This is a genomic window from Pseudoalteromonas sp. JB197 (genome assembly GCF_002332205.1).
In the GTDB taxonomy this organism is placed as follows: Bacteria; Pseudomonadota; Gammaproteobacteria; order Enterobacterales; family Alteromonadaceae; genus Pseudoalteromonas; species Pseudoalteromonas nigrifaciens.
Window position 1 is genome coordinate 1635872 of sequence record NZ_NRGZ01000001.1, and the last position, 25191, is coordinate 1661062.

Below are 25191 nucleotides of genomic sequence, written 5' to 3' on the forward strand. Positions count from 1 at the left end.
TTATTTCCTTAAACGTCCTCTAACGGTTTTGCTTGCGCTACCCGCTAGTTTTATTAAATTTTGTTCTGAGTGCGCATGGCAAATAGCAATAGCCAGTGCATCGGCGGCATCAGCTTGTGGCGTACCAGGTAGTTTTAAAATATTTTTAACCATATGCTGAACTTGAGTTTTATCGGCGCCACCATTGCCTACTACGGCTTGTTTTATTTGCCTTGCTGAGTATTCAAATACTGGTAAGTCGGCCATTGCAGCGCCTACAATAGCAGCACCACGTGCTTGGCCTAGCTTTAAGGCTGAGTCGGGATTGTGCGCCATAAACACTTTTTCTATCGCGAAGGTTTCTGGCGAAAACTGCTCTATAAGCTGGGTAATGCCTTGGTAAATCATTTTAAGTCTTATATGAAACTCATGATCCGCTAATTTAATGCAACCACTGCCTAAATAAGTGAATTTAGACCCCTGATGCGCTACAACACCGTAGCCAGTTAAGCGTGAGCCTGGATCAATCCCTAAAATTATGGCCAAAAAGCACTCTCATTATTGTTATTCGTTAATTAGGCTAATAATGCCAGAGCACTGTATAAATTACCAGTAACAATAAAACAAAAACGCCCACTTAAGTGGGCGTTTTCCTTTTGCTTAAATATTGGCAACTTAACCTAACGCACGCACTAGCCCTTGGGTGTTTTGCTTAAGTGTGCGAGCAATCATAAAATAGCCTAACCCCGCTACAAACACTCCACCTGCCACCGGTCCTATTATCCAAATATGTGGATGTAATTTACCCGCCAGATCAAATAACTGCTGCTGTACAATTAATAGTGCAATATCACTAAAAAAAGCGGCAACGAAGCCGGCCAAACCACCAAGCAATAAAAATTCATATAAAGTGGCGTTTTTAATAAGCCGGCTTTTTGCACCAAGTGTGCGCAGTATTACAATTTCTTGCATGCGCTCGCCTAAGCTTGCTTGCACTTGCGATATTAATACCAGTGCACCACACAACACCACAATAGTAAGTACAAAGCCAATTGCAAGTGACACTTGCTCTATGGTTGATTGTATTTGTTTAACAAAGTTACCTACATCTATGGCCGTGACCGTTGGATAGCTGCGCAGCAATTGACTAAAGTCGCGCTTTTGATCAGGCTCAATACGTACCGACGAAATATACGTTGCCGGAAAGTCTTTGAGCACATCAGGACTTAAAATAATAAAAAAGTTTGGCTTAAGGGTGGCCCAGTTTACTTTACGCACACTGGTAATTTTAGCGTCAAACGACTGCGCACCAATTAAAAACGTTAACGTGTCGCCAAGTTCAACATCTAAACGCTCAAGCATAGACTCCTCAATGGATGCCTCTGCTAATGTGTTTTTATTAAACCACTGCCCTTGCACTATTTCGTTTTGCGCTGGCGGCGTTTCAAGCCAGGTTAAGTTTAGCTCGCGACCAATACCAGCGCGTGCCTCTTCATCTTTTTTCTCGTTGTCTTGCAATGATACTTCTCGCGCTACCAGCTCGCCATTTACCGCATTTACCCGGCCACGAATGGTGGGATAAAACTCCGATACCTGAATGTTTTTTTGCGCCAAATAAGTATTAATTGGCTCAAGTTCGTTTTGGGTAATATTGACTAAAAATGCATTGGGAGCATCATCTGGTAACTGCGACTGCCAATCGGCTATCATGTCGTTTTTAAGTACCACTAAAAATAGTAATAGCTTAATAGCGAGGGAAAAGCTGATCAGCTGGACTGCATTCACATTTGCACGCTTTTGAATTGACGCAATTGCCAGCGACCAACTATTACCCGGCTTTAAGCCCAATTTACGGCCACCACTAAATATAACTTTAGACACCAAAAACAACACGCCAATTAAAGTAAGGGTTGAGGCAAACAAAATCAGAGTAATTTTTATATTATTGCTAAATAGCCACATGAGTAAAAACACGGTAAACGCACTCATAGCTAAGTGCACCCTGCTAACCGCTAGTTTATCGCCTAAGTTACGACGCAGCACTCGCAATGGCGGAATATCAAATAAATCAAATAAGGGCTTGATAGAAAACATCACAGCACAAATTACACCTGTACTAATTGCCACTAACCACGGCTTAAAACCCGCCATTGGCAACGTTGTACCCATGCTTTTTGCTAAATAATGTGTCGCAATTTCTTGTAAACCATAGCCAATTAATAAACCCACTGTTACCGCCATTAAACACACCATTAATAAATGTGTAAGGTAAATTTTGCGGATCATTGCCCGGCTACCACCTAAGGTTTTCATCATAGCAACTGGGTCGTATTGGCGTTCACAATAACGCTTTGCAGACACCGCAATTGCCACTGCGGCTAAAATAATGCCCAGCAAACCTGCTAGCAACAAAAAGCTTTCTGCACGGTTTAAACTATTAGATATTGGCGATTGGCGATCTTTTACGCCATACCATTGCTGGTTTTCTTTTAACTGCGGTTTTAGCCAATCGTAAAAACTATTTATATCGCTTTCATCGCCGGCATAAAGCTGACGATAAAACACTCGGCTACCCGGTTGTATTACTTCTGTTTTTTCCACGTCGTTAATGTTTATAAGCACCCTGCGGCTACTCGAAAACACATTAAAAGGCGCGTCGGGCTCTTCTACAATTACTTTTTCAACGTTAAATAATGCAGCACCTAGCTCTACTACATCGCCTATATCTATATTTAAACTATAAAATACCGACTCGCTAAGCCACACATTGCCAAGTGTTGGTCCGCCGTTAGCAACTTCGGTTTCTCCATTTAGGCTCGACTTAACCTTAAGTTGCCCCTTTAACGGGTAACCACTTGAAGCCGCTTTTACCGAACTAAATTGCATTTCGTCGTTGGCAAATAACATGGTGTCGAAGTAAAGCATTTGTGCGGTTTTTAAATTTTGTTGCTCTGCTTTAGCTATATAAGAAGCGTCGATTACGTGATTACTGCCAAGCACTCGGTCGGCGGCAATAAAGGCGCTACTTTTTTGCGCAATGCTCTGCGCAATACGCTCGGTAACCATAGATAAAGTAAGCACGGTAAGTACCGCAAGCGCTATAGCCGCACTTATCACCGTAAGCTCACCACGGCGAAACTCCCGCGAAAATAACTTAAGCGCTAACTTAGCCCACATTTGCTATTTCCTCTGCTGAGTTTTCTACTAATCGGCCACCTTCAATTTGAATAATATGCTGGCATTTTTGTGCAAGTGCTTCGTCATGCGTTACTAAAATAAGCGTAGTACCGTGCTGCGAATTTAGATCAAATAATAACGACTCAATCATTTTACCATTTTTACTGTCTAGGTTTGCCGAAGGCTCATCGGCAAACAGTATTTTTGGCGTGCCAATAAATGCCCGCGCAATAGCAACGCGTTGCTGCTCACCACCAGAGAGTTGCGACGGATAATGGTCGATGCGATGACCCAAACCTACCTTTTCTAGCAAAATAAGTGCTTGCTGTTTAGCGTCGCGCTCCCCTGCAAGTTCAGCGGGTAGCATTACGTTTTCAAGCGCTGTTAAACTTTGTACTAACATAAACGACTGAAATACAAAGCCTACTTTTGCGGCGCGCAGCCCAGCACGCGCTTCTTCATCGAGATTATGTAGCGGCTCGCCATCTAAAAATATTTCACCGCCACTCGCCGTATCAAGCCCAGCTAACAAACTAAGTAACGTAGATTTACCAGAACCAGAAGTGCCCACTACTGCAACAGATTCGCCATGCTTGACATTAAAGCTGATGTCGCTGAGGATGGGCAACTCACCTTCAAAGGTAGATACCACTTTAGACAAACCATTTACTTGAATTATATTTAATTGAGAAAGCGCTGACATATGACTCATTCAATCCTACGTTTTGTATTCATTTTATTTTTAGTTATCAAACCACTAAGTGCAGCAGCTAATAACACCATTTTAATACTTGGTGACAGTTTAAGCGCAGCCTACGGACTTAAACAAGAACAAGGCTGGGTACAATTGTTACAAGATAAATACGATGCTGAGCAAAGTAATATCAAACTTATTAATGCCAGTATTAGTGGCGAAACAACCGGTGGCGCACTGCGCCGTGTAGATTCTTTGCTAGCGCAGTATCAACCAACTCATGTACTTATTGAGCTGGGCGCAAACGACGGTTTACGTGGTTTTCCGGTGAGCAAGCTACAAGCTAACTTAACCGAATTAATCAAAAAAAGCCAAGCAGCCAATGCCACCAGCGCTTTAATGGAAATTTATATTCCCCCAAATTACGGGCCACGTTACAGTAAAATGTTTACCGATAGTTTTACACAAGTAAGTAAAAATACAAACGCTTACCTTATGGACTTTTTTGTACTTAAAGTTGCTGGGCAAAACGACTTAATGCAAAACGATAACTTGCACCCTAACAAAACTGCGCAACCAATACTACGAGACGAAATGTATAACACGATCAAACTTTGGTTAAATAACGACTAGCGCCATGCTTAACTACTTTTAATTGCGCAAGGAAACTATTTTCAGCCTGCTTGCGCAAAAAACACTCAAACAAACAAATGCTTATTGATTTTTAAAAAAATACACGTACTATTGCAACCTCAGTCGGTATGTGGCGCAGCTTGGTAGCGCACTGTCATGGGGTGGCAGGGGTCGAGAGTTCGAATCTCTCCATACCGACCAACTTTAAAAGCCTTTTAAATAACCAAAATCAATTACTTCGCAACATGCTCAGTTACTTTATTGCTACCTTTCCTGAATTTAAAAAATATACAGTAACCTAGTCTGGCATGCAGTTTCCGCTATAAACCACTTTGCTATATTCACCTGAAAAATCACTCATGCTTACCGAATTTATTATAAATGCACTTTTGCTGATCAGCCATTGACCGTCTCTTTGCTTTTCAAATTCGTCGAGGTAGTAGCCACCTAATTGCACATGGAGCTTATCTTTGGTGTTGATACTTTGAAAGCGAAGGTTAATTTTAGTCTTAGCTGTATTGTCGGTGAGCTCTAAAAAAACCGGATTTTGTGCGTGATGCATATCAACTATATGGTCGTGGCAACCAAGATCTTTAAAAACAGCCACAAAATCTTCCCGTCGGTTAAATTGGCCAATGTGACCAAAGTTAATATCTACTTCGCCGCTAATAAAGCAATTAGTTACCACCTCAGGTTGTTTTTCATCGCAGGCATTTAGGTAGCGATATTTCAACTCTAATATTGATTGCTTGTCTTCTAGTTGCTGTAAACGTTGCTCGGTAGTCTTTGTATATTTCATAGCAGTCCTTTGTTTTTTGGTTGATTTTTAAGCTAGGCTTTTATACTAAGGCTTTACATGCTAATTTCAATACAAATATATCTTTATTACTAGTACGACTACTATCGAAACTAAATTGAGCTGGTTAGCCAATTTAACCTTTAGTATTTTTTATGTGTCGTTTTTTAAATGAGGGAATTCATGCAACAGGAAGAAGCAAAAGTTGCCATTGTAACCGGTGCTAGTCGCGGTGCAGGCAGAGGCATTGCCTTAGCTTTAGGTAAAAAAGGCATGACAGTTTATGTTACTGGCCGCAGTATAAAAACAGGCTCAGTTTTAGGGTGGGATGGCTCGGTATTACCCGGAACAGTATATGAAACTGCTGAGCAAATTAATCAAGCAGGTGGTATAGGATCACAGTGACGATGCGCAAACCGCCGCATTGTTTGCTCAGGTTGAAAAAGAGCAAGGCCGATTAGATATTTTGGTTAATAACGCTGCATTTATTCATGATCAATTAGTTGAACAAAAACCATTTTGGGAAAAAGAGCTTGATGCGGGTAAAATTTTAGATGTAGGTTTACGCTCTGCTTACGTGGCTAGTTGGCATGGCGCAAAACTAATGGCTAAGCATAACAGTGGCTTAATTATGTTTGGTTCTTCATTTGGTGCTAGTTGTTATATTCATGGGCCTGCTTATGGTGCACAAAAGGCGGGCCTTGATAAGCTTGCTCATGATATGGCGGTAGACTTTAAAGGCACAGGTATGCGTGCTGTATCTATTTGGATGGGGCCACTCTTAACCGAACGTTCGGCCATTATAGGTAAACTAGATAAAGAGCAATACCAGCAGTTTATGGCAACCGCAGAGTCACCAGAATTTATTGGTGATATTGTTTATGCTATTGCTAATGACCCTAAAGGTGACGAGCTTAACGGGCACACTGTAATTGCTGCCGAAATAGCTAAGCGTTTTAATATTACCGACAGAGAAGGTTTGCAGCCACCATCTTATCGCGAAATGTTAGGTTCGCCGAATAAGCCAAACCCTGCCGTTATTTATTAATAAGTTATAGATGAGGCTGTTGAAGTTGATAGCGCCTATAAACCTTAAATAAGCTTATAGGCTAAAAACAAAATAAACGCCGCTTTAATTTAACAGTTTAAATTAAAGCGGCGTTTTAACTATTATAGTTAATGCTTGCACCCTACACCATTACGAACCATGTCTTGCCCTGTTTGGAATACGTTTTCTGTAATCATGCGTGCTAAAAGTAGCTTTTGATTATCGTCAAACACAGCAACAAAACGGCTGCCATCTGCGTTATTTGTTGCCATACCAATGCCTGCAACACCTTTTAAGCCAAAGCCACCGCTTTCTACATTAAGTAAAAAACTTTCAAGGTCGGCTAGGTTATCAATTACACTTTGCTCTTCACTCATTTTTTATAACTCTTTTAATCATGCTCCGCGTACTGCAAAGCTTAGTAATACAATATGCTCGCTATTTTATATACTCTTGGTAGAAACTTAAACCTTTTCGCCAACAACACCGCATATCAATATAAGTGCTACACTGTGGCCTGGTTATTATGCTAACTGGCAAACTATGAAAGACTGTAATCAATGCGGTAAATGTTGTATTAAATACGGCGATGGCGACTTGAGTGCTACCCAAGAAGAAATTGATTTATGGGAAGTATTTAACCCTGAAATCTTTGAATTTGTTAAAAATAATGAAATATGGTTCGACCCTAAATCGGGTGTAAGACTAAGCAGGTGCCCTTTTTTAGAGATTGAGCCTAAAACAAACCCACTAGCGCAAAATAAATACACTTGCAGTATTTACTTAGACCGCCCCGAAGACTGTCGCCATTATCCGAGCCTAATAGCTGAAATGATCAGAGATGAGTGTGAAATGATTGAAATAACTGATCTGTCGCAGCCAATAAAAGCGCAAATAAAACTAGATTTTATCATGCGTGATAGTCGCCCCGCTGGCTACTAAGTATTAAAACGGCCAATGTAGTTTTATAAACAATATTTTGGCCGTTTTAATTAAACACGCTCTGGTAAATTTACAGAACTAAAATGTACTCACTGCAAGCTCTAAATGACTGATAGCACAGCCATATTGATCCTTATTAATACGATGATACGCAGTGTTAGCTTGTACACTTAAGCTCAATATAAACTGATCTTGTTGAGCAACTGTACTTTGTTCTTGGCTTAAGCACATAGCTTGAATAAGTGAGCGTAATTTTGCATTCGTTAATATAGAGCCAAATCGTTGTAGCGGTAATGCTGGTATTTTAATACTTGCTAAAGCTTTATTAATGCTGCGCTGGCTTAGGGTAAAATCTTCATGTGCAATATCAATAACGCTGCCTACAGGCCAGTATGAGTAGTTATAATGCTGATTGCCTTTTGCTTTTAAATATACCACACCACTTTTACCTATTACGGTCATTAAGTTACCTGCGGATGACTTTATAACGACTAATGCCGTGGCTTCATCAATACCAAAACCAAACTTTTGTTGCGTTTTATCAAGTACTGTTGCCAACCTTAATGTACGGTTTTGTTCACTAAAGTGAGTATCGATCATGCCATAATTAAATGTTGCAAGGCCACCAGCAAGATTAAACATAGAACTATCGTTAATATCTGCCTGTAAAGCTAAAAGGCTCGATCCTTTAGTAATTGTAGCTATGTTACCACTTGTGTTTTTGCCACCGCTTTGAATAGCCGCCCCCGCGCCGCTACCTATAACAACAGGGCGTGTTTGCAATGCTTTAGTCCACGGGTAAGCTTGGTTGTTTTCATCAAACAGTACGCTGCGCGTTAAGTCTTGCTCGCCATTATTAAAAATCACTCCTGTACTGTTATTTATTAGCTTTACCAAGCTATTAACGCCATTACTACAAAGGGCATTTTCTGCTTGGATGCGATCGGGATAAATAGCCTCACGGTTATACAAGCGCATTTCTGATTGCCTATATTGTGGTAATTTTTCACAGGTGTTTGTAGTAATTGCTTTAACTAATGCAGGGGTCAATGCTAACCATTGGCTGTTTACACTTGCCGTGCTCAATAAACCTTGAGTAAAATCGGCAGCAGCATAAGGGTCTCGGCTTGCTGCTGTAATTGCCAACACACTTGGTTGCTCGTTAGCTACCTTTAAACTACCCGTTATAAATTGCAGTATATTGTTTATAGCCGGTTCATTATTCAAACTAGGGTTAACTTGCTCCGCTAATCGCTGCCCTTGAGAACTCAACTGAGGCACTTCAAGCATATCCATAACAAAATAATACTCTTGCTCCGATAGGCTATTAAGCTGGGTATTATCAATATCGCGCCAGTGCCATAACAGTGCAGGCTTAGTTATTGATGTTGATGACTTGGCCTGTATCGCAAGTAAAACTTTAACTGTACTGCTTTTAACTTCTTGATTAGTACTCGGCCACTGCTGAGTGATTTTTTTAACTTTTTTAACCGTAACGCTAAATAAATGCTCTGCTTTACCTGCTATTTGGGTGTTTTTATCGCACTGTTGCATGTTTAAACTACTGCAGCTACTTAGCTCGCTACCAACTAAAATTAACGTTTGGCTTTGCTCTGCGGCCGTTAAACTAGCACAAAACGTAATGCTTAATAACACAGCTAAAAAGCGGACCAATTGTTGTTGTCTATAATGTGTAAATGCATGCGTCATGATATAACCCAAATAAAAAGTGGCTTGTAATTACATCATGTTAATTTTTAATAACTTGGGCTGCAACTTTATATCTTAATCTAGCTCTAGGGTTAAGCTAATAACGCGCCGTATCGCTTTGTTTAGCTAAAGATACTAACTACCTAAAACGGTTAAAGACTAACTAAACAAAATTAAACAAAATTAAACACGCTGTTTATTGACCCGGTGTTTTGTTTAACTTATGCTTATATTTTAGGCAACCCGAGTATGGAATATGGATTTTTCTGCTGAAGAAATAGACTTTTTATCTGACTTATTTAAATCCGATCAAAAACCTGCATTACCTCATGAGCCTATGTTAACCATGCAAAGCAGTGTGCCTGTTAGTATTGCGCAGTTACTTAGCAATGCCAATTTAACTCTACTGGCTGAGGTTGCCCATTACCAACTGTGGTTTCCGCTACACTTAAAAATTAATAGATCCGGCACAATTACACCTACTTTAAGCGCTCCTGAAGTTATTGATACTAAAGGCACTCAACGCAGTTGGCGCTTGAGCCATTTAAATATTAAAAGCCAAGGCTTTTGCATTGAATCAATTTCAAGCACAGGTGTATTTTTAAAGCCCACCGGTAAACACAAAAACCTATCAAAAGTTCAACACGTAGAATTTACCCTACCAAATAAAGAATCTGTATCTATGGATATTGAGCCTGTCAGGCAAAGCAAGCATGGCCTTGCAGCTAAAATAAAACACATTCATACTGGTAAAGAACAATTAAGAGCTTATTTATTTGCCGAACACCAACGTCAATACGCTAATTTATATCAGCATGAACCATTAATTAACTCACCAAGTTAGCGCTTAACAACAGCCTCTGGTTACAGTCACTGCATACTATTGCTTTTTGTTATTTGCTAAACAAAGTAGATGCAATATGAATTGGATAGTTGTCATTTATTAATTCTTTAACAAATAACGACGGCTGTTTAGCATCGGCAATTAAGTAAGCCTTATGTTTTGCTCGGGTAAGCCCCACATATAATAAACGCCGCTCTTCTGAATAAGCAAAGGTGTCTTGGCTAGGTAGTAAAGCCTCCAGCAGCGGATTATTTTGCTGACTGCTCGGAAAGCCAAACTTCCCCTGCTCTAACCCTATAATAATACAGTAATCTGCTTCTAACCCTTTGGCGCTATGCAGGGTTAAAAATGCTACGTTTGCACTTTTTTGTTGTGAGGCTAAATACTGTTGCACTTTGTTGAGCGTATAACGATAACGGCTCAATACAGCAATACTCGCGTTTGCATGGTGTTTTTGAATAGTATTGATAGTTTGCTGGGTTTTTAGCTCTAACGACTTTTTACCTTGGTACACGTCATCTAATAAAATAACTTGAGGCTCAGCCACTTGTGTATGAGTAATAATGAGCTTTTTATACTGCTCAGGGTTTTGCATAACAAAACGCCCCGCTACGTCACTTATACTATTGTTATATCTAAATGTTTTTTGCAACAACGTTAACGAATGACTACCCACTAACTCATTAAAACGTGTGGTAAGTGCTAAGTTACCACCAGAAAACCGATAAATTGACTGCCAATCGTCACCTACAGCGGTAAAACGCACCTTATGACCATGCTTAATTAAACTGTTTAATAAAGCCATACGCGCAGCAGAAATATCCTGAAATTCATCCACTAAAATATGCTGCCATGGCACATTCACTTGCTGCTTATTTACAGCCTGAGTAGCTTGTAAAATCATATCGTCAAAATCAATACAGTTTTGCGCAATGAGTTGCGCTTTATAAGCGCGATGCATAGCAATTAATAACTGCGCGGCCGCACTGTGATGATTAGTGCTTTTTTGATTGCTATTAATTTGACTCGTATTTAATTGATTGGTACTTAGTTGAACAGTATTTAATTGATTATTTTGGCGCTTAAGCCGCTGAGTAATTTCACTATCGGTTAACTGCTCAGCCCTTATAGCTGCTAAGCATTTTAAATATTTATCAACCTCATGCTTAAGCTGCCCTGAGTCTTTTAATATTGCCAGTACTTGCGTAGCATTAAACTTACTTTTATGAGTATCGCAGGATACTAAAGGCTTATCGAGCATAGCAATAAAGGCGCTTAATAATACCGGTTGGGCTTGTACTTGCTCACTTAGCCATGATGTTAGCCAGCTCGACAGCGCGCCAAAATCACTTACAAAAGGCGATATGTCGCAACCTTTACCTGCCTGCTGTAGCAGCTGCAACCCTAACGCATGAAAAGTTAAAACCTCTGGTGACTTGCTTAATAATTTAGCCTGCTGGGCGCGTTTAATAAAGCGTGTTTTAAGCTCTTGCGCCGCTGTTTTATTATAAGCAAGTACCAGTATTTGCTCTGGCATTGCTTGTTTTGTGGCAATTAGATCAAGTGCTTTGGCTACCATAACTGAGGTTTTACCGGTACCTGCAGCAGCCAATACTAAATTTTTATCGTTATTGCGTATTACAGCAAGACGCTGCTCATTAGTTAATGGGTTTGACTCCACGTTATTATAAAAATCAGCTCGTTGAGCAAGTTGCTTGCGCTCATATTTATTACGCAGTTGTGCAATAGCATCATTCTTATTTTTTGCACTGGCCAATACCGATAAAAACTGGCTACTACTTGAAGATAAATGCCCTTGCCACACATTGCGGTTTTGCTGATAGCGCTTGCTCAGTGAAAACACCTCAGCGCTTAAAATTGTGGTATTACTGTCGCGTAAATACTCATCTAACGCAGTGCGCTTTAATAAAGCTTTAGCATTATTTATTTTGTGTTCAAGCGCTTGCGAAAAATATTGGTTAATTGCAATGTTTAGTGCTTTTGCCTGTGCTTTGTTTAAAAAGCTAATAGTAGTATGAGCACTATTTTCACCTAGAGTTAAATTAATTTTGGCGCTAAATATCCGGTTTTGCAACTGCGAAAAATCGTTAAAATCCTTGATTAAAAACGATTGCTTAGTCGCGTTTTTAAACTCAATCACTAAGCTTTCCTGCTCAATACTGAGTAATTTAATACGGGTGAAAAAACGGCCTAACCAACTAGGTGTGGCAAAATACTGCGCCATAATACTCAATATCTAAGTAGGTAATAAAACAATTGTAACATACTCTTTTATAATACATTTAATTTAACAACTTACTATAACTGAGCTTAGTAAATAGCTAATTTAAAAAATTAAAACAGCTGTTTATCGTTTTAATTTGCGCCTTATTTTAGTCAGCGTTAAGCTGTGCCTTTATTTACTAATTATATTAACTGCATTTGCTATATAGCCTTGCTATAAGGTTAATTATTATTAAAGGTTTATTATGACTAACAGCACATACCCTATTGGCACACCCGGCACTAAGTGGAATAACAACGATAAAGCCGATTGGTTAACCCGCCAAAATATTAAACGCAGCTATCAAAATGAAGTAGTAACCCTCATTAACGAGCTCAAAGATGAGCTAAATGTAGAACAATATGGCGAACTAAATTACGTTGCAGGCAAATATCCTTTATTTGTTTTAAAAACCGCTGACTTTAACACTAACAAACCTACCGTTTTAATTACCGGTGGTGTACATGGCTACGAAACTAGCGGTGTACACGGCGCGCTTAGGTTTGCAAAAACGGCAGCGCAAAAATATAGTCTGCATTTTAATATTGTAATCGCACCTTGTATTAGCCCTTGGGGGTACGAAACGATAAACCGCTGGAACCCAGAAGCCATTGATCCTAACCGCTCATTTTATGAAGGTAGCCCAGCGCAAGAGTCGGCGGCGATTATGGCGTATGTAAAATCCCTTGAGTTAGATTTAATTGCTCATATTGATTTGCACGAAACGACCGACAGCGACAACAGCGAGTTTCGCCCGGCACTAGCTGCACGCGAAGGCACAGTAAATACTAATTGGAATATTCCCGATGGTTTTTATTTAGTGGCCGATAGCACTAAACCTGAGGCTGCATTTCAAAAAGCCATTATTGATAGCGTAGCAAAAGTAACCCACATTGCCCCAAGTGATGAAAATAACCAACTTATTGGTGTGCCACAAGAGCAATTTGGGGTGATCAACTACGCTGCTCGCGAATTAGGTTTATGTATGGGCTTTACCAATGCACCTTATGTAACCACCACTGAAGTATACCCAGATAGCCCTACAGCAAGTGACGAAGAATGTATTTTGGCACAAGTAGCCGTAATTACGAGCGCATTAGATTACATAATTAATCTGTGATCTGGGTTTAAATATATACAATTAATAATCCTATTAAAATGCCCAAGTAGGTAAACTAGCTTGGGCATTTTTATACTTTTAATTTTTATAAAAGTAACTGTCTTTCGTTATGCTAATGCTCGGATCTTCTTCTGCAAAAATAATAAATTTAACTTTACTTACCTTGTTTGAAATATCAAAGCCATCTGCAGTCACCGTTACGGGTATACGCCTCATCATTCCAGGTTGAATTAGTGTTGTATCTGGGCTAGTTAATTTAGCCTCTGCTAAGCCTGATATAGCAATAGTGTAGTGCAATGTTTGTTGGGTTTTATTTATAATCGTTAACGTATAAGGGTTTTCTACTAAACCCTCATAATTTACTCTGTACAAGGCGCCTCTATCGCGCAGTACCGAGGCTTCAATTGGTGTTCTTTGTGCCACCCAAGCAAACATAGCTACAATTAGCATCACGGTCAAAACACCATATCCAACCAATTTAAGCCTAAAAGGGTTGGTTTTTTTACCCGCCATTTGCTCTCCACTAGCGTATTTTATTAACCCTTTTTCATAACCAAATTTATTCATAGTATCGTCGCAAGCATCAATACATAAGCCACAGTTTATACATTCATATTGCAAACCATTTCGAATATCTATTCCAGCTGGGCATACCTCTACACATAAATTACAATCTACGCAGTCACCTAAGTTAAGTGCTTTTGGGTCGGCCTTACGTTTACGTGGGCCACGGTTTTCACCGCGTGCGCTATCGTAAGTAACCACGAGTGTATCTTTATCAAACATAACCGATTGAAAACGCGAATACGGACACGCCACAGTACACATTTTTTCACGTAAAAACCCTGCGTTACCATAAGTACACAAAGCAAATAAAAACACCCAAAAGCTAGTAATACCCGACCACTCAAAAGTAAACATTTCTAAGTACAATGTTTTTGCGGGTATAAAATAAGTTAAAAATGAAGTGGCAGTTAATAGTGATAGCACCAACCAAGCACTGTGTTTAGTAAGCTTTTTACGCCATTTTGTAAAACCCCATGCAGATTTATCAAGCTGTATACGCTGATTACGTGTGCCCTCAACGCGTTGCTCAACCCACGAGAACATCAACATCCAAATAGTTTGAGGGCAAGTATAACCACACCAAACGCGGCCTAACCAGTTGGTTACAAAAAATAGCGCAAAGGCCCCCACCATAAACAACATGGCTACAATAATAAAATCTTGCGGGAATAAAGTTAAAGTGAAAATAGTAAACTTTTGCGTTGCTACATCTAATAGCACCGCTTGTTGGCCGTTATATTGGATCCACGGTATTGCAATAAACGTAAGCATTAATAACCAGCCTAAGTTACGGCGTATACGTTGAAAAAAGCCTTTTTGCTCACGTATATAAATTGGCCCTTCGCTTTTGTAGGGCTTGATGATCATATCTTCTTCTTTAATATCAAACTTCATAGTACTTACTTAATCATAACGGATGTTAGTTAAGTATTTGCAACTTTCAGACCAAACTGAAAGCAAAGGCATTGCATTGATATTTAAGTGATTTACTTATTATTAAAAACCTCAAACTAGCGATATAAAGCGATACTCGCGATATATCACGAAATCTTGCTAATCCCTAACTTGTGCATTTTAGAGCGTAAGGTACTCTCTGGCATACCAAGTTTTGCAGCGGCCCCTTTACTCCCCGATATTTGCCAAGCCGACAGCTTAAGCACTGTAATAATATGCTGTTTTTGCATTTCATTGAGCGTTAATGCTGGGTTTATAGTACTTTGTGATATTGCTTGTAATGGCTGACTTAATTGTAAAATAGCTTGCTTAGATAAAATGGCCTCGCGCTCTAGTACATTTTGTAACTCTCTAATATTGCCTGGCCAGTCATAAGCTTGTAGTTGAGAAATTGCCTTATTACTTAATCCCTTAAGCTGCTTAGTTAAACGTTTATTTAACTGCACTATTAAATTACTACATAAATAAGGAATATCTTCCTTGCGCTCTCTCAGCGCTGGCACTTTTATAGGAAATACATTTAAGCGATAGTATAAATCGATTCTAAAACTGCCTTTTTGCACCATTTCCCATAGATCGCGGTTAGTTGCTGCAATAACGCGAATATCTACCTTTAATGTATTGCTTGCCCCAACACGTTCAAATTCTTGCTCTTGCAACACTCTAAGCAACTTACTTTGCGCTTCAAGCGGCAGCTCTGCTATTTCATCTAAAAATAAGGTACCTTTGTCGGCTAGTTCAAAACGCCCTTTACGGCGCTCATTAGCACCAGTAAACGCGCCTTTCTCATGGCCAAACAGCTCTGACTCTAATAAGCTTGGCGTAAATGCTGCGCAGTTCACTTTTATAAAGGGCTGTTTATTACGCTTACTTAATCTGTATAGGTTTCGGGCAACCAGCTCTTTACCTGTACCATTTTCGCCTAAAATAAGCACTGTGGTACCGGTTTCGCTCACTAACTTAATTTGCTCTAACATGGTTTGAAACACGTGGCTTTTACCTACTAAGCCAGAGTCTTGCCAATCTTCGTTTAATTCTGCTATTAAATAATTATTTTCATCTTGTAACTGTTCACTCAAATGTTTTACTTGTGCAAGTGCATCTTGTAATGCATTTTGTGTTTGTTGCTGCTGAGAAATATCGCGAAATACCGCTACCGCACCTATCAATTCATTATTTCGATAAACTGGTGTCGATGTGTACTCAACAGGGAAAGAGCTGCCATCTTTGCGCCAAAAAACTTCGTTTTTCACTTCACGGCGTTTACCGTCAAACATGGTGCAATATATTTGGCATTCGTCGGCTGGATAAGGCGTGCCATCGGCATGAGTATGATGATGGTATTGATGAATTTTTTTACCTAATAGTGTCTCTGCACTCCAGCCCGTCATGCGCTCGGCCGCAGGGTTAACAAACACGGCATTACCCGACAGATCAAAGCCATAAATTCCTTCGCCCACTGCGTTGAGTAATAAACTAGGATCGTTTAAAAATTGTTTTATCATAAAATAGCCCTCGCGAAATATCGCGATCATTATGACAATTTAATTCAAAAAGTGCACTGCAAAAATTATTATTAGTAATTAATAGCGCTGGAGGAAGGGAGTGACAATAGAATTACGAAAATACAAAAATTTATGACAGAAAACAAAGCCTAGTTACCTTATTATGCTAACTAGACTTTATTTACAACTAACTTAAAGGCGTGGAACCAACTTTATAGCGCCTGCAACCACTTTCATATCAAGTGGTAGTTTACTTAGCAAGGCCATTTTAGGATCGTTCATATTTAGCTCATACACTGGGTTTACAGCTAAAAAGCGGTTAATAATATCCATAGCTTGTTCGTCTAGCGCACCTAAATTACCTTTAAAACCACCAGCATCAACACTCGAATCTAGTAATTTTATATTACGTAAAAACACCGCTTTTTTCTCGCTGTCGTAAAATGGGCTACCTTCTATTTGCAGCTTTAAGCGTACTGGGTATTTTAATGCAAAAGCACTAATGTTAGCGCTTGAATCGGCGCCTAGCACTACAACATCACGATTTTCTGGACCAATATTTACACTCACATCGTTTACATCAAACTCTACTGGTAATCCCATTAAACTTACCTGTTCGCTTAATTTAGGAAGCTGTTTTGTTAATAACGACTCCACGTCGGCGTTAGTAAATGAATAAACAGACATTCCTTGTGTAGCGTTACATGCAGTTAAAAATAATGCGGCAATAATAAATAATATTTTCATAAAAAACTCTCTAAATTATTATAAGTGATGGGTATAAAAAAGCCGCTTACGAGCGGCTTTTAAAAGAGTAATACTCTATTAGGTGTAACTACACTAAGCTGTAAAAACAGCCTTTAGCCGTGCTAGTGTGTCAGCATCAACTGAACCTTCACTGAGCGCTAACAACTGCTTTAAATAATAGCTTATATCTGCATGTTCGCCACGATGCTTATCATCTAACATGGCAACTTGCTCTGCCATTCTTTGCATTGCATCATTACTACTTACATTAGCTAAAATTTCCATTCTAGTAAGTAACTGTGCGCTACTAAGTGATGTTTTAAGTGCAGCTTGGTACTGGCTCGGTATCGCTTCATTATTTTCAAGAGCGTTAAATAAGGCCACTAAATTAGCTTGTTCGGCTTTGCTCGTTAGCCCTGCAAGCTTCTCTTCTATGGCGCTAAGTAACGACGTTACTTTTGGCGATAGTGACTTAAACTGGGTATACCCTTTAACTTTAGTTTCTAAGTCGTGTAATTGCGCTTTTTCGTTAATTTGACCCAGCGCCAATTCAAGTTCGTTAAGCTCAGCGACTACTTGCTTGTCGTTTTCGCTTTGATCTAACTTTTGCTGTTCAAACTCGCTGCTGCGTTTAGTAAAAGTTTCGTCGTTAAATTGACGAAATTTTTGCCATAAGGCATTTTCAGCTTTTAAGCCGGCAAAGCCAATTGCTTGCCACTGCTGCTGTAATTGTTTTAGCTCTTGGCATGCTGCTGCTAGGTCATCACTTTGTGATAATTGCTGCGCTTGCTCTACTAATGCATTTTTAAGTACCGCATTGCCTTTATGAAACGCATTTAACGCCGCTAGCACACGCTGCTGCTCGTTTTTATAACGATCGTTTAATACACGGTACGTTTTAGGGTCAACTTTACCCACACTGCGCCATGCTTTGTTTAAACGATTGTATTGGCTTTCAAACTGCTTCCAATCAAAACCCTGCTCGTCAGTTGCGAGTAAGTGCAGTGCATGCATGTCAGCAATAATACTTTCGCGCTGCGCTTTTGACGCTTCACGTTGTACTTCTTGCTCTGCAAAATAGTTACGGCAAGGTGCAAACAATAATTCGATTTTTTGATCAAATTGCTCACCTTGTTGCTTTTCTTCGTCTGTATCTAAGCGGCCAAGCTCATTCCAACGTTTACGCAACACTTTAACTTGATCAGCCCGTTGCTGGGGATCTACGCACTCCTCTAAAGCGAGCGTGCTAACTTCTTCAAGTAATGCTTCGCGCTTTGGTGCTGCAGCATATTTTTGCCAATCTTTGGCGTCAGCTAGCTGCGCTTCTAAATCGGTTTTTAAGCTTACAAGTGGTTGCTGATACTGCTCAGTTAACGTATTAAATAGCTCCTCAAAGCCTTTAAACACACCAAATGCAACGTTAAAACGACCTTCTTCTATTAGGCGCTTTACATCACGGGCTTTGCGTTTAGCTTGGCTTTGATTTTTTTCAAGCGGTTTTATCAACTCGTTCATTGGCACTAAAAATTGCTTTTTATGCGCATTAAGTTGTGTTTTAAACGTACCTTGCAATGCACTATCTAATATATTTAGATGATTACGCGCTGCTTTAAAACCACTATTAAATGCAGCTAGGGTTTCGTCGTATTGGGCTAAATCGGCTGCTGGTTTTATTTCACACAGTGCAGTAAATGCCAGCTTATAATCTTTAATAGCAGACGTTAGCTCAGGTAATTTAGCTACTTGAGTAAATGACTTTTCTAACTTATTAATAACCTGCTTTGATCGCGGGTTATTGGCTAACTCTGTTTCATTTATTGCTTGTTGAGCCTGCGCTACTTTTGCATCAAGCCAATCTTGCTGAATTTGCTCTGGCGTTTCTAGGCCAAGTTGTAATGCATTTTCAATTTCTTCACTTAAAGCTTCAAGCGTTGCTAATGCCAACAGTTGACGCTGTTGTAGTGCAAGTAATTGCTGCTCTTTTTCGTGCTCACTGCGAAGCTGTGCAATATGGGCATTTAGCTTTTCGGTAATTGTGCTGTACTTTTCGTTTAGCAGTTTTACTTGCTCGGTGCTAAGCCACTTAAGCTCTAAGGCTTGCCATTGCGCCATTAACTCACCGGCTTTTGGGTTAACTAATGCAAAATCATTTTTATCGCGCAAAGCATTTAGCTTGGCTAAAATAACACGGGTTTCCCCCTCAACTTGCGCTGGCATTTCAATTGCTAAACGCTCGTTTTCTAAATGCGTGTTAAGCGCTGTTTTAGCACTGTTTTGTGCATGCTTTAATAATGGTTTAGTTAACTGGTGGGTAATAACCAGCTCAACTAGTTGCGCTTGTAACTCTTCGCTGCCCTCTTTAAAGGCTTTTTCTATTAGTTTAGGGTTTCCTAGGCGCTTTAGTAACTTAACCCGCACTTGCAACTCTTTTTCTGCAAAGGCAAGTTTTTCAAGGGTTTTTACTGGTGCAAAACGCTCTATATATTCGCTTTTAATTTGCGGCGACAGTGTACTTTCGCTACTTAAAACTGCGGTAGATATTTGTTGTTCAGCAATATCTTTTAATGCTTGATCTTGTTTATAAGCTTTCCACCACAGTGGCAAGTCGTTTACTTTTTGCAGTGCCTTACGACGAATTTCTGCTGAGCTATCTTCCAGCGCTAAAGTGCTTAAAATTATTGCGTCGCGTTGTACATCTAATTTTTCGATTGCGTCTAGACGTACTTGCAGCTTTGGGTGTTTCCATTTTGGCGTAAAAAGGTGTTTAAAGATCATGTTCACTAAACCTAGCTATTTCGTTATCTGAGTTAAATTCTTTTTGCAGTTGTGCTTTTGTTTTTTGCACCATTTCGCCATTTGCACCAATAGTAAATTGCTCATTCGATTGAGCAACTTTTGCTTGATACAACATAACTAACTGCACTGTTTGCTGTTTTTGTTCATCTGATAAAGGAGTGCCGTCTGGCCATTTGCCAGTTGCTGCTCCATATTGCAAACGTTCAAATAATTCTGGGGTAATATTTTGTACAAGATTGTCGATATTCATGTCATTTTTTCTTTTTTAGAGTCACTAAAATAATACGATTAATAAGGTACCAAATACACCCCACGCCAATAGCGATGGTGTAAGCATACCACTGAGGTGTTTTTTCTTGCGGTTGTAAGAAGTACAAACAGAAAAAACCGCCTAAAAATAGGATAAGTGCTAAAAATGAGTGAGTTATAAACATTTGCTGTTTTTTAATTCGCTGCTCACGTTGAAGCTGTTGAACTTGCTCATTATTTAAGTCGGCAACGTTACTTTCGCAATGCGGACATTGCGCGTGTTTATCTGATATTGATTTGGCACATTTAGGGCAACGGATAATCGCCATACATCTCTCCATACTACGCATAAAAAAAGCGCCTTGCGGCGCCTTTATTGTACTTGTTTTATTTCTCGTTGTCTTTTTTGAATTTGACCCAGTAGTCATCTACCGATTCTTTCATCTCTTTACGCAATAACATAATGCCAATTAAGTTAGGTAGCGTCATAACAACAATAGCCACTGCCGCTAACTTCCATACCAAGGTGGTATCGGCGAACGATGCCCAAAAGAATGCAGCCACATAAAATACGCGATACGGCATTACTGAGCGATGCCCTAATAAGTAAATCATTGCGCGATCTCCATAGTACGACCAAGCAATGGCAGTAGAGAACGCAAACAGCAATAAGCCTATTGATACAATGTACTGGCCACTATCGCCAAAGTAACCTCGTTTAAAAGCCTTGGTAGTTAGCTCTGCTGAATGTACCAATGATTTGCCCACTAAACTAATGCTGTCATCTGTTGGCATGCCATCTATTACTTCTACAACACCTGTGTATTTGTGCTTTTCAGTAATACCAAAGCGTACATCCTCTGCAATTGAGCGTGAGTGTAGTACCGTAAAACCTGTACTCAATGCCTCACCATTAACCACTTCAATATTGCCGGTAAACGTCTCTATATTACTTTTTTGACCATTAAGATATTTATAGAGGTCTTCGCGCTGTGTTTGGTTTTCTTCTGTGTAATCGCCTTTAATAATGCTCATAGCCGAGCGCTCAAAATGAGTTTGAAATTTTTCATTCCACACCCCCGAGGATAAAATAACCAACCCCGTAAGCGTACAAATAATAATGGTATCGATAAAAGGTTCTAGGATAGATACTATACCCTCTGATACTGGCTCATCAGCTTTTGCCGAAGCATGCGCTATAGGCGCAGAACCTTGACCCGCTTCGTTAGAGAATAAACCACGGTTTACACCCCGGTTAAACGCATAAGCAAATGACGCCCCCAAGAAGCCACCTGCGGCAGCAGAGCCAGAAAATGCGTCCATAAATACAGCAGAAAATGAAGGACCGATGTTTTCAGCGTTATAAAAAATAACAGCCAGAGCACCAATAATATAAATAGCCGCCATTAACGGTACTACGCGTGATGTGATTGCTGCAATACGCTTAATGCCGCCTAATATAACCAAGGCAAGTAAAATAGATAACACTGCACCTGTGGCCATAGGCGCAAAACCAAAGGTGGCTTCCATACCTTGTGCAATATTATTAATTTGTGGCAGGCTGCCTGTACCAAACGAGCTAATTACAGTGGCTACGGCAAATAAAATGGCCAGCCATTTCATGTTAAGGCGTTTATCCATGTAATACATTGGGCCGCCAGACATAGTGCCATCTTCAGTTTTTTCACGGTATTTATGCGACAAGGTAACTTCTACAAACTTGGTAGTCATACCAAAAAATGCGGTCATCCACATCCAAAACAACGCCGCAGGCCCACCAATTGATATAGCCAGTGCTACGCCACCAATATTACCTGTGCCTACTGTGCCCGATAGTGCTGTAGCAAGTGCTTGAAAGTGAGTGGTATCCCCTTCTGTATCTTTTTTATCAAACTTACCCGAAACAACTTGGCAAGCATGTTTAAAATACCGTATTTGGGGAAATTTTAAATAAATAGTAAAAAATAAACCAACCCCTAATAACACATAAGGAAACCATACTGCTCCTCCTAACATGCCATCTAGGCTATCTAAAAGTTGTCCGAATGCATCCACGCTAAATTCCTCTTATTATTTTATTTTGAAATTGCTGACTAAACATTCGTTAAGCCACAGTTTATTGTGCCGTTGCGCACTTGTTATTTTTGTAAGTGTTGTAACAAAAAAGGGCAACATTTTAATGTTGCCCTTACCTTATACTAATTTATCTTAATTTATCAACGACATTTACGATAGCCGCCAAAGTATCTTGGCCAAATTGATATGAACGACGATCTGACCAACCGTAATCTGGGTCGGGTAAGTCGTTATTATCTTTAAATGGCATTTCGACTGTATAGGTAAGCGCCTTAAATTCTTCTGCTGTTGCAGATGAACCTACTGTAAGGTTAGCTTGGCCTGGCTCGTCTTTAGGGTAGCCATGTTCGTCTTGAAACTCAGGAGTAATGGTTAACAAAGCAGCTTTAAAGCTATCTTCTAGATCTTTTAAGCGCGCATCATAACTTGGAATGCCTTCACTGCCGGCTACAAAGTTATACGGGATTGCTTCATCACCATGAATATCAAGGTGCATATCTAGGCCTGTTTCACGCATTTTATTAAGCACTAAATAAACTTCTGGGCTATTTTCCATGCTCGGCGTTTGCCATTCACGGTTTAAGTTAACGCCTTTAGCGTTAGTACGTAAGTGCCCACGAGCACTACCATCTGGGTTCATGTTTGGCACAATATAAAATACTGCTTTTGATAGTAATGCAGCAGCATGCGGGTCTTCGTCATCAAGTAGTTTGTGAAGTATTCCCTCTACAAACCACTGCGCCATTGTTTCACCCGGATGCTGGCGAGCTGTGATCCAAATGTTTTTCTTATCTGCACTTGGCTCACCAATTTTAAGTACGCTCATGTCGCGGCCATCAAGGGTTTCGCCCAATGTTTCTAATTGGCAAATTTGCTGGCTTTGCGCCCACGTAAGTAAATCTAAATGACGCTCATAGCTATATGGTGCAAAATAAGCAAAATAAACACTGCCGCACTCTGGCTCTATTTCAAAGCTTAATGTGCCATTTTCGTAGCTTGAAGGTACACGAAACCACGTTTGACGGTCATACGATGCAACCGCCTGATAATCTACCCAGCCATCTGGATAAGCTGAATTTTCGAGCTTGTTTATATTTAGCTTATGTAATTGGTAAGGGGTTGTTTCTAGGCGAAAATGAAACCACTGATAAAATTCAGACTGGAAATCGTTATTAATCTCTAACTGGATATTTAATGGATCGGTGGCTTCAATAACCTTAATATTACCACTATCGAAATTGCTACTGATTTTCATGACAAAAAACCTATAAGTTGACTAAGTGTCTCTGGACTGCATAAATAGCCAGGATGTAAGTACGCTGCGATTAGCCGTATCTAATGTATAAAGCGTACCATAAGCGCTACGCTTTAAAAATATTGATAATCAAAAAAGCCAGCAAATGCTGGCTTTTGTATAACGACTAATAAATTAGTGAGGTAAGCTTGGGAATGCCACTTCGGCCATATCGCGCATACAACGTACCACTTGGCAGCTGTAACCAAATTCATTATCGTACCAAACGTAAAGTACAATACGGTTGTCATCAACAATAGTTGCTTGCGAGTCAACCACACCAGCGTAACGACTACCTACTAAATCGGTAGATACGATTTCAGTAGAAGCGGTGTAATCAATTTGGTCGCGCAGGTCTGAGTGAAGTGCGGTATCGCGTAAAAATGCATTTAGCTCTTCTACCGAGGTGCTCTTTTCTAAGTTTAGGTTCAAAATAGCCAGCGACACGTTAGGTGTAGGTACGCGAATTGCGTTACCCGTTAGTTTGCCCTCAAGCTCTGGTAGTGCTTTTGAAACCGCTTTTGCAGCGCCTGTTTCAGTAATTACCATGTTAAGTGCAGCAGCACGGCCACGGCGGTCTGCTTTGTGGTAGTTATCAATTAAGTTTTGGTCATTAGTATACGAGTGAACCGTTTCTACGTGACCATTTTTAATGCCAAACTTATCGTTTAATGCTTTAAGTGTTGGTGTAATGGCATTAGTTGTACAGCTTGCTGCACATACAATTTTGTCTTCAGGTAAAATATCTTTGTTATTTACACCATATACGATGTTTTTGATATTACCTTTAGCAGGAGCCGTTAATAGTACTTTAGCAGCGCCTTTACATTCTAAATGCTGACCAAGGCCTGCTTCATCTTTCCAAATACCTGTGTTATCAACAATAAGTGCATTGTCGATGCCGTAGGCTGTGTAATCTATTTCGCTAGGAGAGTTAGCGTAAATAACCTGGATGTAGCTACCATTAGCTTTAATTGCATTACGTTCTTTATCAACAGTGATAGATCCATTAAATGGACCATGAATTGAATCACGACGTAATAAACTGGCACGTTTTTCAAGGTCGCCATCTTTACCACCACGTACAACAATTGCGCGTAGGCGTAAGTCAGCATAAGGACCTGATTTTTCAATTAGTAGGCGTGCAAGTAAACGGCCAATTCGACCAAAGCCATAAAGCACCACATCGCGTGATTCTTTAGCTGGTAAATCAGCAATTTCAGTGAGCTCATCTTTTACAAACTCTTCAACAGAACGACCGTTTGCAGCATCATTATACAAATAGCTATAAGCAAGCTTACCAATATCGATACGTGCAGAATTTAAATCCATTTTGCTAATCGCTTCTAAAAATGGGAAGCTTTCACGTAAACGTAATTTTGTACCTTCAAACTGCGCAACTGATTTGTGAGATTTGATAATTTCAATTGGGCTTGCATTTACAAGTGGGCGGCCATAAACAGCAATTTCGATACCACGACTACGATAAAGCTTACCAATGATTGGTTGCATGCTTTCTGCGTAACCTTGGCGTTCTTGCCAACTATTTGTGTATTCTAACTCGTGAGATGAGGTCATTTTATTTACCTAAGTTAAACATTTTTGAACGGATAGCCCTAGAGCATTTAACCATCAAAAGTTGAAATGATTTCGACCCTGATAAGTCAACGCACTCTAGTGACTTCCCTATTCTAATTTAATCTTGCTTTATTCTCTACTGTTAGAGGCTAAATGATTGCGTTAGAATAACATTATATTAATATATTTAAGGGTTGA

At 39.8% G+C, this 25191-nt stretch carries 22 protein-coding genes and 1 tRNA gene; 7 read left to right on the plus strand and 16 right to left on the minus strand.

Going from position 1 to position 25191, the window contains the following annotated elements; translation table 11 throughout:
- The 3 genes from ruvC to CIK86_RS07735 all read right to left on the minus strand — a co-directional run bounded on the left by ruvC (position 1) and on the right by CIK86_RS07735 (position 3859).
- On the minus strand, positions 1–525 hold the full coding sequence (gene ruvC / locus CIK86_RS07725) for a crossover junction endodeoxyribonuclease RuvC (protein ID WP_011328549.1): 525 nt from the start codon (positions 523–525) through the stop codon (positions 1–3).
- Positions 526–654: 129 nt separating this feature from the next.
- Entirely contained in the window at positions 655–3156 is a 2502-nt protein-coding gene (locus CIK86_RS07730; protein WP_086994505.1) for an FtsX-like permease family protein, read from the minus strand.
- Positions 3146–3859: an ABC transporter ATP-binding protein gene (locus tag CIK86_RS07735; RefSeq protein WP_011328551.1), complete on the minus strand. Its 714-nt coding sequence runs from the start codon at positions 3857–3859 to the stop codon at positions 3146–3148. Before CIK86_RS07735 ends, CIK86_RS07730 begins: the two co-directional genes overlap by 11 nt.
- On the opposite strand from CIK86_RS07735, the gene CIK86_RS07740 reads away from it, so the two are divergent.
- Positions 3860–4483, plus strand: coding sequence for an arylesterase (locus CIK86_RS07740; RefSeq protein ID WP_086994502.1), 624 nt, complete (start codon positions 3860–3862; stop codon positions 4481–4483).
- A 124-nt stretch (positions 4484–4607) separates the two neighbouring features.
- Positions 4608–4684: transfer RNA gene (locus CIK86_RS07745), tRNA-Pro, on the plus strand.
- A gap of 97 nt (positions 4685–4781) precedes the next feature.
- Here CIK86_RS07745 and CIK86_RS07750 read toward each other — a convergent pair.
- Positions 4782–5282: a nuclear transport factor 2 family protein gene (locus tag CIK86_RS07750; RefSeq protein ID WP_086994499.1), complete on the minus strand. Its 501-nt coding sequence runs from the start codon at positions 5280–5282 to the stop codon at positions 4782–4784.
- Positions 5283–5462: 180 nt separating this feature from the next.
- Here CIK86_RS07750 and CIK86_RS19295 point away from each other — a divergent pair, with 180 nt between their 5' ends.
- Both CIK86_RS19295 and CIK86_RS07755 read left to right on the plus strand, forming a co-directional pair.
- A complete protein-coding gene (locus CIK86_RS19295) occupies positions 5463–5684 on the plus strand; it encodes an SDR family NAD(P)-dependent oxidoreductase (protein ID WP_217896474.1) in 222 nt (73 codons plus the stop codon).
- 19 nt (positions 5685–5703) lie between these two features.
- Positions 5704–6327 (plus strand): SDR family oxidoreductase, encoded by a 624-nt coding sequence (locus CIK86_RS07755; RefSeq protein WP_217896473.1) that lies wholly within the window; start codon positions 5704–5706, stop codon positions 6325–6327.
- A 128-nt stretch (positions 6328–6455) separates the two neighbouring features.
- Here the strand turns inward: CIK86_RS07755 and CIK86_RS07760 are convergent, their stop codons facing one another.
- A complete protein-coding gene (locus CIK86_RS07760) occupies positions 6456–6704 on the minus strand; it encodes a hypothetical protein (RefSeq protein WP_086994497.1) in 249 nt (82 codons plus the stop codon).
- 166 nt (positions 6705–6870) lie between these two features.
- Between CIK86_RS07760 and CIK86_RS07765 the strand changes: the two genes are divergently transcribed.
- A complete protein-coding gene (locus CIK86_RS07765; RefSeq protein WP_086994494.1) occupies positions 6871–7269 on the plus strand; it encodes a YkgJ family cysteine cluster protein in 399 nt (132 codons plus the stop codon).
- Between the two features lie 78 nt (positions 7270–7347).
- Here the strand turns inward: CIK86_RS07765 and CIK86_RS07770 are convergent, their stop codons facing one another.
- Positions 7348–8979 (minus strand): cyanophycinase, encoded by a 1632-nt coding sequence (locus tag CIK86_RS07770; RefSeq protein WP_086994489.1) that lies wholly within the window; start codon positions 8977–8979, stop codon positions 7348–7350.
- Between the two features lie 256 nt (positions 8980–9235).
- Between CIK86_RS07770 and CIK86_RS07775 the strand changes: the two genes are divergently transcribed.
- Entirely contained in the window at positions 9236–9823 is a 588-nt protein-coding gene (locus CIK86_RS07775; protein WP_086994486.1) for a hypothetical protein, read from the plus strand.
- A gap of 49 nt (positions 9824–9872) precedes the next feature.
- Here CIK86_RS07775 and CIK86_RS07780 read toward each other — a convergent pair whose 3' ends face one another.
- Positions 9873–12068 carry a UvrD-helicase domain-containing protein gene (locus CIK86_RS07780; RefSeq protein WP_086994483.1) on the minus strand — a complete coding sequence of 732 codons (2196 nt, stop codon included), beginning with the start codon at positions 12066–12068 and terminating at the stop codon, positions 9873–9875.
- A gap of 244 nt (positions 12069–12312) precedes the next feature.
- Here CIK86_RS07780 and CIK86_RS07785 point away from each other — a divergent pair, with 244 nt between their 5' ends.
- Entirely contained in the window at positions 12313–13227 is a 915-nt protein-coding gene (locus CIK86_RS07785; RefSeq protein ID WP_011328563.1) for a M14 family metallocarboxypeptidase, read from the plus strand.
- A gap of 78 nt (positions 13228–13305) precedes the next feature.
- Here the strand turns inward: CIK86_RS07785 and ccoG are convergent, their stop codons facing one another.
- From ccoG to CIK86_RS07830, 9 genes are all read right to left on the minus strand, one after another.
- Entirely contained in the window at positions 13306–14688 is a 1383-nt protein-coding gene (gene ccoG, locus CIK86_RS07790) for a cytochrome c oxidase accessory protein CcoG (protein WP_176359664.1), read from the minus strand.
- Between the two features lie 146 nt (positions 14689–14834).
- Positions 14835–16253 (minus strand): sigma 54-interacting transcriptional regulator, encoded by a 1419-nt coding sequence (locus CIK86_RS07795; protein WP_086994480.1) that lies wholly within the window; start codon positions 16251–16253, stop codon positions 14835–14837.
- 192 nt (positions 16254–16445) lie between these two features.
- Positions 16446–17000, minus strand: coding sequence for a DUF1439 domain-containing protein (locus CIK86_RS07800; RefSeq protein ID WP_011328566.1), 555 nt, complete (start codon positions 16998–17000; stop codon positions 16446–16448).
- A gap of 93 nt (positions 17001–17093) precedes the next feature.
- Positions 17094–19775: a DUF349 domain-containing protein gene (locus CIK86_RS07805; RefSeq protein ID WP_086994477.1), complete on the minus strand. Its 2682-nt coding sequence runs from the start codon at positions 19773–19775 to the stop codon at positions 17094–17096.
- Positions 19765–20046, minus strand: coding sequence for a DUF1315 family protein (locus CIK86_RS07810; RefSeq protein ID WP_011328568.1), 282 nt, complete (start codon positions 20044–20046; stop codon positions 19765–19767). The genes CIK86_RS07805 and CIK86_RS07810 overlap by 11 nt, the downstream gene beginning before the upstream one ends.
- A 1-nt stretch (position 20047) precedes the next feature.
- Positions 20048–20374 (minus strand): hypothetical protein, encoded by a 327-nt coding sequence (locus tag CIK86_RS07815; protein ID WP_011328569.1) that lies wholly within the window; start codon positions 20372–20374, stop codon positions 20048–20050.
- 58 nt (positions 20375–20432) lie between these two features.
- Positions 20433–22100: an AGCS family amino acid carrier protein gene (locus tag CIK86_RS07820; protein WP_011328570.1), complete on the minus strand. Its 1668-nt coding sequence runs from the start codon at positions 22098–22100 to the stop codon at positions 20433–20435.
- A gap of 148 nt (positions 22101–22248) precedes the next feature.
- A complete protein-coding gene (locus CIK86_RS07825) occupies positions 22249–23376 on the minus strand; it encodes a M14-type cytosolic carboxypeptidase (RefSeq protein WP_011328571.1) in 1128 nt (375 codons plus the stop codon).
- A 174-nt stretch (positions 23377–23550) separates the two neighbouring features.
- On the minus strand, positions 23551–24993 hold the full coding sequence (locus tag CIK86_RS07830; RefSeq protein ID WP_086994474.1) for a glyceraldehyde-3-phosphate dehydrogenase: 1443 nt from the start codon (positions 24991–24993) through the stop codon (positions 23551–23553).
- Positions 24994–25191 lie beyond the last annotated feature (198 nt).

Coding starts and splice junctions, on each gene's coding strand:
- CIK86_RS07730 (WP_086994505.1), bottom strand. CDS start 3,156: ATGTGGGCTAAGTTAGCGCTTAAGTTATTTTCGCGGGAGTTTCGCCGT.
- CIK86_RS07735 (WP_011328551.1), bottom strand. CDS start 3,859: ATGTCAGCGCTTTCTCAATTAAATATAATTCAAGTAAATGGTTTGTCT.
- CIK86_RS07740 (WP_086994502.1), top strand. CDS start 3,860: ATGACTCATTCAATCCTACGTTTTGTATTCATTTTATTTTTAGTTATC.
- CIK86_RS07750 (WP_086994499.1), bottom strand. CDS start 5,282: ATGAAATATACAAAGACTACCGAGCAACGTTTACAGCAACTAGAAGAC.
- CIK86_RS19295 (WP_217896474.1), top strand. CDS start 5,463: ATGCAACAGGAAGAAGCAAAAGTTGCCATTGTAACCGGTGCTAGTCGC.
- CIK86_RS07760 (WP_086994497.1), bottom strand. CDS start 6,704: ATGAGTGAAGAGCAAAGTGTAATTGATAACCTAGCCGACCTTGAAAGT.
- CIK86_RS07765 (WP_086994494.1), top strand. CDS start 6,871: ATGAAAGACTGTAATCAATGCGGTAAATGTTGTATTAAATACGGCGAT.
- CIK86_RS07770 (WP_086994489.1), bottom strand. CDS start 8,979: ATGACGCATGCATTTACACATTATAGACAACAACAATTGGTCCGCTTT.
- CIK86_RS07775 (WP_086994486.1), top strand. CDS start 9,236: ATGGATTTTTCTGCTGAAGAAATAGACTTTTTATCTGACTTATTTAAA.
- CIK86_RS07780 (WP_086994483.1), bottom strand. CDS start 12,068: ATGGCGCAGTATTTTGCCACACCTAGTTGGTTAGGCCGTTTTTTCACC.
- CIK86_RS07785 (WP_011328563.1), top strand. CDS start 12,313: ATGACTAACAGCACATACCCTATTGGCACACCCGGCACTAAGTGGAAT.
- ccoG (WP_176359664.1), bottom strand. CDS start 14,688: ATGAAGTTTGATATTAAAGAAGAAGATATGATCATCAAGCCCTACAAA.
- CIK86_RS07795 (WP_086994480.1), bottom strand. CDS start 16,253: ATGATAAAACAATTTTTAAACGATCCTAGTTTATTACTCAACGCAGTG.
- CIK86_RS07800 (WP_011328566.1), bottom strand. CDS start 17,000: ATGAAAATATTATTTATTATTGCCGCATTATTTTTAACTGCATGTAAC.
- CIK86_RS07805 (WP_086994477.1), bottom strand. CDS start 19,775: ATGATCTTTAAACACCTTTTTACGCCAAAATGGAAACACCCAAAGCTG.
- CIK86_RS07810 (WP_011328568.1), bottom strand. CDS start 20,046: ATGAATATCGACAATCTTGTACAAAATATTACCCCAGAATTATTTGAA.
- CIK86_RS07815 (WP_011328569.1), bottom strand. CDS start 20,374: ATGGCGATTATCCGTTGCCCTAAATGTGCCAAATCAATATCAGATAAA.
- CIK86_RS07825 (WP_011328571.1), bottom strand. CDS start 23,376: ATGAAAATCAGTAGCAATTTCGATAGTGGTAATATTAAGGTTATTGAA.
- CIK86_RS07830 (WP_086994474.1), bottom strand. CDS start 24,993: ATGACCTCATCTCACGAGTTAGAATACACAAATAGTTGGCAAGAACGC.